10 protein-coding genes are annotated in these 12907 nt (G+C 45.9%); 4 read left to right on the forward strand and 6 right to left on the reverse strand.

Annotated elements, in window-relative coordinates; all coding sequences use genetic code 11:
* Nucleotides 1-90: 90 nt before the first annotated feature.
* Nucleotides 91-2544: a glycogen/starch/alpha-glucan phosphorylase gene (locus GT360_RS20680; protein WP_164650820.1), complete on the reverse strand. Its 2454-nt coding sequence runs from the start codon at nt 2542-2544 to the stop codon at nt 91-93.
* Nucleotides 2545-3105: 561 nt separating this feature from the next.
* Between GT360_RS20680 and malT the strand changes: the two genes are divergently transcribed.
* The gene (malT, locus tag GT360_RS20685) at nt 3106-5814 is read left to right on the forward strand and encodes an HTH-type transcriptional regulator MalT (RefSeq protein ID WP_164650821.1); all 2709 of its coding nucleotides are present in this window, start codon (nt 3106-3108) and stop codon (nt 5812-5814) included.
* A 161-nt stretch (nt 5815-5975) separates the two neighbouring features.
* A complete protein-coding gene (locus tag GT360_RS20690) occupies nt 5976-7076 on the forward strand; it encodes an alkene reductase (protein ID WP_164650822.1) in 1101 nt (366 codons plus the stop codon).
* Nucleotides 7077-7142: 66 nt separating this feature from the next.
* Here the strand turns inward: GT360_RS20690 and GT360_RS20695 are convergent, their stop codons facing one another.
* The 4 genes from GT360_RS20695 to GT360_RS20710 form a co-directional block, all read right to left on the reverse strand.
* Complete coding sequence (locus GT360_RS20695; RefSeq protein ID WP_275426981.1) at nt 7143-8030, reverse strand: NAD(P)-dependent oxidoreductase; 888 nt, start codon at nt 8028-8030, stop codon at nt 7143-7145.
* A gap of 140 nt (nt 8031-8170) precedes the next feature.
* Nucleotides 8171-8887 carry a YebC/PmpR family DNA-binding transcriptional regulator gene (locus tag GT360_RS20700; RefSeq protein WP_164650824.1) on the reverse strand — a complete coding sequence of 239 codons (717 nt, stop codon included), beginning with the start codon at nt 8885-8887 and terminating at the stop codon, nt 8171-8173.
* A 112-nt stretch (nt 8888-8999) separates the two neighbouring features.
* Nucleotides 9000-9206, reverse strand: coding sequence for a DUF3283 family protein (locus tag GT360_RS20705; protein ID WP_164650825.1), 207 nt, complete (start codon nt 9204-9206; stop codon nt 9000-9002).
* A gap of 70 nt (nt 9207-9276) precedes the next feature.
* Complete coding sequence (locus GT360_RS20710) at nt 9277-11196, reverse strand: ATP-binding protein (RefSeq protein ID WP_164650826.1); 1920 nt, start codon at nt 11194-11196, stop codon at nt 9277-9279.
* Nucleotides 11197-11264: 68 nt separating this feature from the next.
* Here GT360_RS20710 and GT360_RS20715 point away from each other — a divergent pair, with 68 nt between their 5' ends.
* Nucleotides 11265-12020, forward strand: coding sequence for a substrate-binding periplasmic protein (locus GT360_RS20715; protein ID WP_420825457.1), 756 nt, complete (start codon nt 11265-11267; stop codon nt 12018-12020).
* Between the two features lie 59 nt (nt 12021-12079).
* Here GT360_RS20715 and GT360_RS20720 read toward each other — a convergent pair whose 3' ends face one another.
* Entirely contained in the window at nt 12080-12277 is a 198-nt protein-coding gene (locus tag GT360_RS20720) for a hypothetical protein (protein ID WP_164650827.1), read from the reverse strand.
* A 321-nt stretch (nt 12278-12598) separates the two neighbouring features.
* Here GT360_RS20720 and GT360_RS20725 point away from each other — a divergent pair, with 321 nt between their 5' ends.
* A complete protein-coding gene (locus tag GT360_RS20725) occupies nt 12599-12808 on the forward strand; it encodes a YgdI/YgdR family lipoprotein (RefSeq protein WP_164650828.1) in 210 nt (69 codons plus the stop codon).
* Nucleotides 12809-12907 lie beyond the last annotated feature (99 nt).

Consider the following 12907-nt stretch of genomic DNA (forward strand, 5'->3'; position numbering starts at 1 on the left):
GGGTTTGACTAACAAAATGTTAGTCTAAAAATATCTTCATAAGTGACAGAGCCAAGGCGGTTGCCTTGGCTTGTCTTAACGATTTGGAAATTAACGGTTAACCGCTTCTAGTTTCCAAATGTTGTTCACGTAGTCGCGAATCGAACGGTCTGAGCTGAACTTGCCAACTAGCGCCGTGTTAAGAATCGCTTTCTTCGCCCAACCCGCTTGGTCACGGTATTGCGCGTCCATGTCTTCATGTGCCTTCACGTAAGATGCGAAGTCAGCAAGACATAGGTATGGGTCACCGCCGTCTAGCAAGCTATCGTACGTCGCACGTAGCAGACCTGGTTGACCTGGAGTGAATTCATCACCTAGCAGTAGGTCTAGAGATGCTTTCAATAGTGGGTCAGCGTTGTAGTAGTTGTATGGGTTGTAACCTGCCGCTTGCGTGCGTTTCACACCATCAACTTCTAGACCGAAGATGTAGATGTTCTCATCACCAACTTCTTCACGGATCTCAACGTTTGCACCGTCCATCGTACCGATAGTTAGAGCACCGTTAAGCGCCATCTTCATGTTACCCGTACCTGATGCTTCTTTACCTGCCATAGAGATTTGCTGAGAAACGTCAGCGGCTGGGATCAACATTTCAGCCATGCTTACGCGGTAGTCAGGGATGAATACCACTTTCAGCTTACCGCCTAGGCGTGGGTCGTTGTTTACTTTCTCTGCAACCTTGTTAATTGCAAAGATGATCTCTTTCGCTAGGTGGTAACCTGGTGCCGCTTTAGAGCCGAAGAATACAACGCGTGGCGTCATATCAAACGTTGGGTCATTCAGTAGGCGGTGGTATAGAGACAACACGTGTAGCAAATCAAGCTGCTGACGCTTGTACTCGTGCAGACGCTTAATCATCACATCAAAGATAGCATTCGTATCTAGCTCGATACCCATGTTCTCTTTAACCCAATCCGCTAGGCGCTGTTTGTTCTGTTTCTTAACTGCCATGTACTCTTTTTGGAACTTAGCGTCATCAGCGTATTTCGCGATGCCTTCAAGTTGCTCAAGCTTAGCTGGCCACTCAGAACCAATCTTCTCAGTGATAAGAGCCGATAGGCCTGGGTTACAGAATTTCAACCAACGACGTGGTGTAACACCGTTCGTTACGTTGTGTAGACGAGTTGGGTACATCTCGTGGAACTCTGGGAATAGGTCTGCTTTCACCAATTCAGAGTGAAGTGCTGCTACACCGTTCACTGCGTATGAACCGATAACACATAGGTTAGCCATACGAACCATGCGGTGGAAACCTTCTTGGATGATAGAAAGCTTAGCTTGCTTCTCACCATCACCAGGCCACATTGCACGAACTTCTTGTAGGAAGCGGTGGTTGATTTCGAAGATGATTTCCATGTGACGAGGAAGTAGACGCTGGATCAACGACTCAGACCAAGTTTCTAGTGCTTCTGGCAGTAGAGTGTGGTTTGTGTACGCAAATGTGTGCGAGCTGATTTCCCATGCCTCTTCCCAAGATAGGCCTTTCTCATCAAGAAGGATGCGCATCAATTCTGGGATAGCGATAGTTGGGTGTGTATCGTTAAGCTGGATAGTCTCTTGCTTAGGAAGATCCGCTAGCGTGTAACCTGCTGCTTCGTGACGACGTAGGATGTCGCGTACAGATGCTGCTGAGTGGAAGTACTGCTGCATTAGACGCAGAGTCTTACCTTTCTCGTGGTTGTCGTTCGGGTAAAGAACTTTTGTGATGTTACCTGCGTCGATCAGCGCGTGCTGAGCTTCGAAGTAGTCACCGTTGTTGAAGCTTTCTAGAGAGAAAGGAGCGATTGCCTGACATTCCCAAAGACGCAGCGGGTACACCGTGTTTGACTCGTAACCCACGATTGGAAGATCCCATGGCATTGCTTTTACAGACATGCCTGGAACCCATTTGCGTACTTCTTTACCGCCTTGGTTAATCACTTCAACGTGACCAAAGAAACCGATTTCTTGAGCAAGCTCAGGACGAGCAACTTCCCAAGGGTAGCCTTCAACTCCACGCCATGCGTCTGGTGCTTCTTTTTGACGACCATCTTCGAAAGATTGCTTAAATAGACCGTACTCGTAGTGTAGACCGTAACCTACCGTTGGGTATTCTTGCGCTGCACAAGAGTCCATGAAACAAGCTGCTAGACGACCTAGACCACCGTTACCTAGAGAAGGATCACGCTCTTCTTCTAGAAGGTCTGTTAGGTTTTGACCTAGCTCTTCCATTGCTTCAGTGATCTGCTCGTACAGACCCATGCTGATAAGGTTGTTACCAGTCAAACGACCGATAAGGAATTCCAAAGATAGGTAGTTAACACTTTTCGCGTTCTTGATTTTTGGATCTTGCTCTGTTTCTAGCAAGTCAAACGTTGTCAGTTCAGCCAGTGCGCGACCCATTGCTAGGTACCAAGCGCGTGGTGATGCTGTTTCTACAGTTGTAGCGTAAGTCGCTGAAAGGTGTTTCTTCACGTCTGCTTGGAATGCAGCTTTATCGAAGTTTTGTTGTTGAGTAGGTTTCATTACCGAAATCTCACTTATTGGTTTTAATCCATCTACGACATATCGTGCATTTTCCCCTATTGCAAAACATCCTCCCGGTAGGGGTGGAGGATAGGAGGAGAGCACAGGGCGTAGAGCCTATTACTCTGCAAAGAAGGTGATCTAACTCTCACTCATGCCTGTTTTGAGCCATTTTGAGTTGAACCGGATCACACTCATGCTCGTTTTATATACAACTTGACCCAATGACAGAAAAATGAACCTTTATTGAGTTATCGAGATTTTTTTAATCTCGGTCACAAATATTTTTCCGAACCGCATATTGGGGCCAACAACCAGTGCAATGAGATTTAATCATAGAGATCAAATCAACACTTTATGTGACGCAAACCACAAAGTTAGGGCGTAGTCACCCCAACATTGCGAAATGGGAGTGAAAAAGAGGGTTGGATCAATGCCATTCCTGTTTCTCTTTCAGTAACATGACCATACCCAAGTCATCCTTGCCGTCTTAGTAAGGTATGACTGATAAAATAGAGACACCGTATAACGGTGCATAGGATAAATTAGGGTAAGAATAAGATGTGGATACCATCAAAACTAACTCGACCAGGCCGATTGCATAACGCAATTCTACGCCCAAGAGTTTTAGACTTGCTGCAAGAGGCTAACTGCTACAAGTTGGTGTTATTCCGTTCACCCGCGGGTTACGGAAAAACCACCATGGCTGCACAATGGTTAGCAGACAAAAGCCATGTAGGTTGGTACAGCGTAGATGAGAGTGATAATGACCCATTCCGCTTTATCAACTACTTCCTGCAAGCGCTAAACAAAGCGACCGACGACAGTTGCCCAAAAGCGCAAAAGTTGGCCGAAAAACGTCAGTTCTCATCATTGCATTCGCTTTTTGGTGAAGTCTTCACTGAGCTTTCTGATTTTTATCAAGAGAGCTATATCGTTATCGACGACTATCACCTCATCAATGATGATGAAATTCACGAGGCAATGCGCTTCTTCTTAAAGCACATGCCTGACAACCTCACGCTGGTGGTCACCAGTCGTTCAGCCCCACCGCTTGGCACTGCAAATCTGCGCGTGCGTGATCTAATGATAGAGATCGGCAATGAACTGCTTGCGTTTGATACTGAAGAAACGACGCGCTTTTTCAATCAACGTGTGGATGATGGTATCGATGACCAAACGGCAAACAGCCTGCGTACCTATGTCGAAGGCTGGCCTTCTGCTCTTCAGTTGATCGCCCTGCAAGCGCAGCATCACCAGCGTACACTCGTGCAATCTGCAGAGTCAGTGTCACAATTTAATCACGCGCACTTATGGGACTATCTAATTGAAGAGGTGTTTGACCTTTTAGATCAGGAAACACGCCAGTTCCTCCTAGAGTGCTCGGTATTAGATCACTTCAATGACTCACTCGTATCCACGCTCACGAAGCGTGAAGATGCGCTTAGCATGCTTGAGTCTCTCAATCGTTATGGCTTGTTTGTTTACCCACTCGAAGGTGAGCACAACTGGTACCGCTTCCACAATCTATTTGCAGAATTTTTGGCGCATGAGCGTCAATCACGTATTCCGCAAAAAGAGGGGGAACTGCATCAAGCTGCTGCCCAAGCCTGGCTAGAGCAAGGCATGCCTCACCGTGCACTGAGTCATGCGCAGATGTCTAACGACACTGAGCTGATGGCCTCTATCCTTAGAGAACATGGTTGGAAGATGTTCAACCAAGGCGAGCTTGAGTCACTTGAGAAGGCTATCAATAGCTTAGCGCCAGAGCAGCTCTACACTGTGCCAAAACTGTGTATGCTGCAAGCCTGGGTTGAGCAGAGCTTAAATGGTTACAACAACGTTGGCGATATGCTGACCAAAGCCATTGAGCACATGGAGGCGTACGACGTCATCCTTTCCACCAAAGAGCAGGGTGAGTTGAATGCACTGAAGGCGCAGGTCGCCATCAACCTCAACCAGCCAGAGCAAGCTCTAGAGTTAGCTGAATTGGCGCTAAGTCAATTAGATCATACTGTCTACCGTAGCCGTATCGTTGCCACCTCTGTTGTAGGTGAAGTGAACCACGTATTGGGTCATCTCAGCCGTGCACTGCCGATGATGCAGCAAACTGAGAAACTCGCACGCCAATATCAAGTGTATCATCAAGCGCTTTGGGCAATGCTGCAGCAAAGCGAAATACTGATTGCACAAGGTTACGTGCAAGCAGCATATGAAGTGCAAGATAATGCCTTTAAGCTGATTGAAGAGCATCAACTTCAGCAGTTACCAATGAATGAATTTCTACTTCGCATTCGCTCGCAACTGCTTTGGTGCTGGAACCGCTTGGATGAAGCTGAGGTGTGTGCTTACCAAGCGATTGAAGTGCTCAGTAATTCGAACGATAGCCGCCACCTACACTCCTACTCCATGCTCGCTCGTATTGCGATTGGCCGTGGAGAGCTAGACAAAGCAGCGAAGTTCATCAAACAGATTGAGCATATGATGAAGCAATCAACCTACCATGTTGATTGGACAGCCAATGCTTCGCTATCTCTATTGCTGTTTTGGCAAGCTCGAGGCGACAGCAGCGCCGTAGAGCAATGGCTTGAGACTGCGACTCGACCAGACCAAGCGTGCAACCACTTCACTCAACTGCAGTGGCGTAACATTGTTCGTGCTTATATTAGTCTTGGTGAATTCGAGAAGGCAGAAAAAACGCTGTCATTCTTGCAGCAAGAAGCTGACAAGCACCAACTAATCACCGATACAAACCGCAACTTGATTGTCGAAACCATCTTGCTCGCGAGCAAAGGCCAAGACGATGAGGCACGTGCCAAGCTCAAATACGCGTTAGAGATGACTAACCAGACCGGTATTTTGGGCAACTTCTTGGTGGATGGCAGCAAAATTGGCCACCTACTAGAGAAGCTCATCCATAAAACCGAACTGGGTGATCTAGAGCGTCACCGAGCTCAGCAGTTGATGAAAGACATCTCAACAACACAGCGCAGCCGCTCCGTGCACTTTGACGAGGAGTTTGTTGAGAAGCTAGTCAATCACCCTAATATTCCGGAACTGGTTCGTACCAGTCCACTGACGCAGCGTGAGTGGCAGGTATTGGGGTTGATCTACTCTGGATTTAGCAACGAACAGATCGCACAAGAACTCGATGTCGCGGGAACGACGATCAAAACGCACATTCGTAACTTGTATCAAAAACTCAATATTGCCAACCGCAAGGAAGCAATACGTACCGCTGAGAACCTGTTGCAGTTGATGGGGTACTAGTCAGCGACGTTCTCCACAAAACGCCCAGTGATTGCTTTCAAACACTGGGCGTTTTTACCTGCATTATTTCATTTTTGACAAAAGTAATATGTCGAAACCGAGATTAATTGCAACAAACGTATCCATTAAACTAGGCGCAGATTTCGAATAGGAGCCTAGTTATGAGCACGACACTATTTTCACCAATCAATCTTGGTAATACTTCCCTAACTAATCGCGTTGTTATGGCACCCATGACGCGTTCACGCACTTCACAACCGGGTGATGTACCAAACGATCTTATGGCCACCTACTATGGCCAACGCGCAACCGCAGGGCTAATCATAACAGAGGGAGCACCTATCTCTTGTGTGGGCCGAGGCTACTCCATGACACCAGGGATTTACACTCAAGCGCACATTGATGGATGGAAAAAGACCACGCAAGCCATTCACCAGCAAGGCGGCAAGGTATTCATTCAGCTTTGGCACGTCGGACGTCGTAGCCACGAGTCAATTACTGGTGAAACCATTGTGTCAGCCTCAGCGATTAAAGAAGCTGACCAGGTGTTTGGGCCGCTACCTGACGGTGGTTTTGGCATGATTGAAACAGGCATGCCGCGCGAAATGTCGCAGGAGGACATTCAACAGACTATCGATGACTTTGTACAAGCGGCAAAAAATGCAATGGAAGCTGGCTTTGATGGTGTTGAAATTCATGGGGCACATGGATACCTGTTGGACCAGTTCATGCGCAAAGCAAGCAACCAACGTCAAGACAACTACGGTGGTGATAAAGACAATCGTATGCGCTTTATGCTTGAAGTGACACAGGCAGTCGCCGATGAAATAGGCGGAGATAAAACAGCAATTCGTCTCTCTCCTTTTGTGACAGAGGGTTACGCCGAGGCTGATGATGAAATTATCGACCTTACTCTTGCTGCACTTAAAAAAATGGTGCCAATAAACCTAGCGTACGTTCATTTCAGTGAAAACATCTCAAACTACACCGAAGCAACTGAGGCATTTCGTCAACAGGCTCGCGCTATTTATCCAAATCCAATTATGGTGGCTGGCAAGCTCACAAAGGAAACCGCTCAAGAACTGATTGAGAAAGGCTACGCTGACTTAGCGGCATTTGGACAACCGTTCATTACTAACCCAGATTTTGTCTATCGCATTGAGAACAACATCGGATTGACCCCTATCGGTTATGATGCACACTCAACGTTTTATGGTGGTGATGAGAAAGGCTATACCGACTACCCGGCAGCAATCGCCTAAATTTATGAAATAAGAGCGCCACTTGGCGCTCTTATTTTTATCACTGGGTTATTTACAGTGTAAAAGTTAACCTTGCTCTTTGCGCAACGCTCGAATGAGAACTGAGGTATCCATGCGGTTGTCACCTTGCTGGCTTAAGTCACGGTACTGCTCAATCACTTTTTCAGTCAGAGGCAACTTAAGACCTTGTCGCTGCGCTTCATCCAGACAGAAACCGAGATCTTTGATCATCCAATCAATGGCAAAACCAAAATCGAACTTGTCTTCAGACATGGTGACGCCACGGTTTTCCATTTGCCATGAGCCAGCCGCACCATGCTTCAAGCAATCCACCACTGTAGCAATGTCTAGACCTGACTTTTCTGCAAGCAATAAGCCTTCTGACAAGCCCGACAACACACCACCAATACAGATCTGATTCACCATTTTGGCGCGTTGTCCCTGCCCTACACTGCCCATAAGCACCGAGGACTTACCATACGCTTCGAAAACTGGCTGCAAGTCATCAAACAGGGCCTGCTCGCCACCACACATAATCGTCAATACACCATTCTCGGCACCAGCTTGACCACCCGATACCGGAGCATCCATAAAGCGAATACCACGCGCTTGAGCCGCCTCTGAGAGTTCCTCTGCGAGGCTTGCCGAGGTGGTGGTATGGTCCACTAAGATTGCGCCTTCTTTCATAAACTCAAGCGCCCCACCCTCGCTGGTGGTCATGCTACGCACGTCATCATCATTACCAACACACAATAATACGACATCGGCATCCGCGACTGCATCGCCCACTGTTTCAGATGCACGACCAGAGTATTGCTCTGCCCACGTCTGTGCTTTTTGTTGAGTTCGGTTAAACACGGTGACATCAAAACCCGCTTTGGTAAGATGCCCAGCCATTGGGTAGCCCATGACGCCTAAGCCTAGAAAAGTCACTTTCATCGCCGATCCTTTTATCGTCTGTTTTTCACTTAAAGTGACAAGTTATCGTTAAAGGAGGGGGATGTCACTGATAAATCAGCAGAAAACAAAAAAGCCGGTAGAAGTTTCATCGTTGAAACTTCTACCGGCTTTTAAACAACAACGAGTGCTTTAGATTACAGTTCAGCGTTGTGGTAAACCTGCTGAACGTCATCACAGTCATCTAGCATGTCCAAGAACTTCTGGAACTTCTCAGCATCTTCACCCGCAACTGGCGTGTGAGTCTGAGGAACAAAAGTGATCTCTTCAACATCCAGAACCAAGTCTGGAAACGCCGCAGCTAGAGCGGTCTTAGTTTTAAAGAACTCGGTCGTCGGAGCGAATACAGTGATAACACCATCTTCTAGCTCTACGTCGGTAACATCAACGTCTTCCATCATCAGCGCTTCTAGCACGACTTCGTCATCTTCGCCCTTGAACTGGAATACAGCTTGGTGAGCGAACATGTGAGAGACAGAGCCTTCAACACCAATTTTAGCGCCTGTTTTAACAAAGCACTGACGAACATCCTGGAATGTACGGTTGCCGTTATCTGTCAGACAGTCAACGATCACGCTTGTACCACCTGGGCCAAAACCTTCATAACGCGCTGGTTGGTAATCTTCACCACCACCGCCATTTGCTTTGTCTAGGGCTTTATCAATGACGTGAGCGGGTACTTGGTCTTTTTTCGCTTTTGCAATCAGGTGCTTCAGCGATAGGTTCATATCAGGGTCAGAACCACCATTTTTCGCACAAACGTAAATCTCTTTACCGTACTTAGAATAAACTTTAATTTTTGCGCCTGCTGTTTTCGCCATTGAGGCTTTGCGCACTTCAAAACTTCTTCCCATCGGGATGTTCTCTCTAGTGTTCGACTTTTAACGGCAAAGAGTTTAGCAAAACCATTGCCCTTTTCAATTAGCTAAACCGTTTAGAACGGTGTTCTTTGACTAATAACAAGCCCTACAGCCCCATCATCTGGCGATACTTCATCACCGATGACTGAAAAACCTCTTTCTCAGCAGGGTTGGTTAATTTGTCCAGCTGAGTTTGTACTTCCTCAAATGTGCCCTTGCCATTTTTGACTTTCCAAACAATGAAAGAGGCTTGTTTATCGAGTTCAATGGTATTCTTTTCATCAGAAGGCAATAGGGACAAGTTGAATGACATAGCAACCTCAGAAATTATCAATCAAGCTGGCAATTATATCACAAATGAACGCTATGACACCGAAAACAACCTAAGTGACGCAATCTCCTTCTACCGGACCTCCCCAATCATCCGCCTCTAAGTATTGGTTCAATATAAACTGAATTTTATCCTTTGTGACTGGCTTGGAGATAAACTCATTCATCCCGACCTCAATACATCGCTGTTTATCTTCAGTTGTGACGTTTGCACTCAACGCAACAATAGGGACTTGTTTTCCCCAAACGCCCATTTGACGGATAAGCTCCGTCGCAGTGTACCCATCCATAACTGGCATCTGTAAATCCATTAAGATCAGATCGATATCGTGCTCTTCACACTCAGATACCGCCTCTTGACCGTTACCTGCAACCCTGGCCCCAATGCCGAGGTTTTTTAGCATGAAACACACCACCTTTTGATTGACTGCGATATCCTCAACGACCAAAACAGTATGTTTAAGCGGGGCCTGTATCGCAGCAATGGGCTGATCTTCCACAGTTCGTTCAGCAAGGTTTAATATTCTCGTTTTGGTTAGCGCTGTTTTGTCGCTTTGAGCAACGGCAATTGGTATAGAAAATTCAAAACAACTACCGAGACCCGGTTTACTTGTGAGAGACAATTGCCCTTGCATCGTTGTGACTAAGCTTTTGCATATGGCCAATCCTAAACCAGTACCACCATACTTACGGGTCGTACTCCCATCTGCCTGTTGAAACTTCTCGAATATGTCTTCTTGATGCTCACTTGCTATTCCAATGCCAGTATCAACAACCTTAAAACTCACGACAGCAATCGCGTTCTCTATTTTGAGCAAATCCACCTGCAACCTGACGTGCCCAGACTCTGTGAATTTAACCGCATTATTGAGTAAGTTGTTCAATATTTGCTGAAGACGTCCTTTGTCTGCGAATACCCCTTGTGGAAGCGAACTATCAAGCTCACAAATGAGTTGCAAGCCTTTTTGCTGAGCCCGAAGTGTATACAGACGGCAAAGATCGTCGAGCAAAGAGATAAGCTCAAACTCTGTGGGCTCCAAAACAATCTTCCCTGCCTCTATCTTTGAGAAATCGAGGATATCATCGATGATTTGCATCAACGAAGAAGATGAAGTATTGATAATTTCCACATATTCACGCTGTTGAGGGTCGAGTTTCGTCTCATGGAGTAATGAACTGATCCCAATCACACCATTCATCGGTGTTCTGATTTCATGACTCATTGTGGCTAAAAACTCGCTTTTTTTGCGATTTGCCACTTCAGCTCGATCACGCTCTAGCTCAAGTTCCATCTGATGTTGTTTAATTCGTTGTAAACTCTGATTATATCGATAGGTAAGAAGACCGATCTCATCAAAAAACCAACGCTTGGGTAACACCGCTTGTTGGGGAACGTAGCCACCACGAAAATCACTGACAGCCCCTGACAAGAGCTGCAATGGTTTTATCAACAGACGGAAAGCGACAACGATAAAGCCCAGCATGATGAGCCCAATCTTTATCGCTTCCACAAAAACTAGGTACATGAACTTGTACCATAGACCTTGATAGATCGTGTCTAGATCAGATTTCACCGTCAAAATAGCCAGATCGTAACTTTTCTCACCAAGTTGATACGTCATGATCCAATCTTTTTCCCGCGCTCCCCCTTCGAGTTCCTGGCCCAATTGAATAATCTGTTCAGAATGAGATTGAATCTGTATGTAATCGACAGAAGGTAGGTCTAAGATACCTTGAGCTTGGGTCGCAAGTAACTCTCTATCTTCCACCCACAGTGTCGCTGACAAGCTCTCCAAATGGCTCTTCGCTACCAGTTCCAAATTCGTGTCAACGCGAGCCAACTCGTTGTTGAGCTCACGATATAAGTCCACAGATGACACAATGAGTGTCAGAACTATGCTGAGCAAGACAATCGCAAATACAAGCTGGTTGACTATGCTCAATCGATGTTTGCTTCTTTGTAATGAGCTCATATGCAATATTTACCTTAGTTGTCCTCTACACTAACTATAGGCAAGAACAAACTAACGTCGAGGTTACAGTGAAAAGACTCATCAGCATTTTGGCGGCACTACTTATGTTTGTGCAAGCTACCGCTCAGGCCACTACCGTCAACTATTACGTGATATCGGAGCAAGCAAGGCCGTTTCAGATTGAAGAACAAGGACAGAATCACTCAGGGATCATTACCGACATTGTTGAAGAGATCTTTGCAGACTCTGATCATTCAATCGAGTTTCACACATTTCCGTTTAATCGAATGATCACCACATTAGAAAGTGGTGGCGAAAGTAACTGGTTAACTTATGGTAGTCCAAATTGGGGAAGAGTTCAGTCTGAAAATCTCTCGGAGGAACCCGTTTACACCGTAAAACACGTACTGGTTTCTAGCGGCAAACAACCGGTTCAGTTTAGCAAAATGCAGGACATTGAGGGGGCGTCTGTCGTACTGCTCAGAGGATTCGATTACCCAAGTCTCACACCATTTTTCAAAGATGGTTTAGTGCACGAAATGCGAGTCAAGGATTATCAAGCAGCATACCGAGTAATAGAGCGCACGCCTGGAGAAACGGTGTTTGTCGAAATGGAATCGCGCGTTATCTACAACATAAATCAGCTCGGGTTAGCAAAGTCGAAATTTGCGATCACATCATTTTCATCAGTCATTCCTGATTACTCGATCTATTTGGCGCTATCACCAGATATGGACGCAGATCTACAAAAATATATAAATCAGAAACTTGCTCAGCTCAAAGCCGAAGGGAAAATTGCTGACATTATCAGCAAATACATTTAAGCAATTGAACTTGATTGGGGAAGGTTAACCACAAACTTTCCCCAAATTAAGATAGTAATCTAATGAATCAGGCCGAGTTCTTTGGCCTCTTCCATAGTCAGACCGCTTTCTCGAATTTCTTTTAGCATCTCGATACGACGACGTGCTTCAGCACATTTAACCTGCTTGGTTGGCTGAATCTCGTCAGGTAAGTTGTCATGATCCCACTTATGAGTGATGGTTGACATTTCATCATGGTCAATAGAATTAATCGACATAATTTCCTCCCGATAAAACCATGTTGGAATAACTAATCTTTAGCAAAGGCCTCTTTTACTGTTAAGTATTTTTCTGCCTTTCTGTGATAGGGGTAGCTTATTGTCATTTCTATTTATAGTTCACGTCTGTTTGCTTTGCGTTACGTCAAATAGCGGCGTAGATTTAGAGATTCTACGTCACACTTTTCCTTAGCGATTGACGTTCAAATCAAATGCACTCTTATCGGAAGAATGATCAAGGTAACGACTCTCGACCTTCGCTTTGATCAAACCCTGCTATAGTTGAAATGTGACAATCTCACAGCAACTTAGGACCTAGCTATGCGCACATTAACTTTACTTTTTATCTCTCTATTCATCACAGCATGCGGCAGTACTCAGTATTTGATGTCCACCAACGATGGTCAGATCATCACCTCTTACGGTGAACCTGAACTGAATGAAGAAACCGGAATGTACGAGTACGAGGATGTTGATGGTAAAGAGATGAGCATCGCTCAAGAGGAAGTGGTACAGATTATTGAGCGTTAAGTACGAGCAGTGAAACCGGTGGCCATCTAAGCTGTTGGCTACCCTGTCGCAGCTGAAAGCATGATCAAGGATTAACCAAGTAAGAGACAGACCTTACCC

Origin of the sequence: Vibrio astriarenae, from assembly GCF_010587385.1 — a bacterium.
Lineage (GTDB): Bacteria > Pseudomonadota > Gammaproteobacteria > Enterobacterales > Vibrionaceae > Vibrio > Vibrio astriarenae.

Coding starts and splice junctions, on each gene's coding strand:
- GT360_RS20680 (WP_164650820.1), bottom strand. CDS start 2,544: ATGAAACCTACTCAACAACAAAACTTCGATAAAGCTGCATTCCAAGCA.
- GT360_RS20690 (WP_164650822.1), top strand. CDS start 5,976: ATGAGCACGACACTATTTTCACCAATCAATCTTGGTAATACTTCCCTA.
- GT360_RS20700 (WP_164650824.1), bottom strand. CDS start 8,887: ATGGGAAGAAGTTTTGAAGTGCGCAAAGCCTCAATGGCGAAAACAGCA.
- GT360_RS20720 (WP_164650827.1), bottom strand. CDS start 12,277: ATGTCGATTAATTCTATTGACCATGATGAAATGTCAACCATCACTCAT.
- GT360_RS20705 (WP_164650825.1), bottom strand. CDS start 9,206: ATGTCATTCAACTTGTCCCTATTGCCTTCTGATGAAAAGAATACCATT.
- malT (WP_164650821.1), top strand. CDS start 3,106: ATGTGGATACCATCAAAACTAACTCGACCAGGCCGATTGCATAACGCA.
- GT360_RS20710 (WP_164650826.1), bottom strand. CDS start 11,196: ATGAGCTCATTACAAAGAAGCAAACATCGATTGAGCATAGTCAACCAG.
- GT360_RS20725 (WP_164650828.1), top strand. CDS start 12,599: ATGCGCACATTAACTTTACTTTTTATCTCTCTATTCATCACAGCATGC.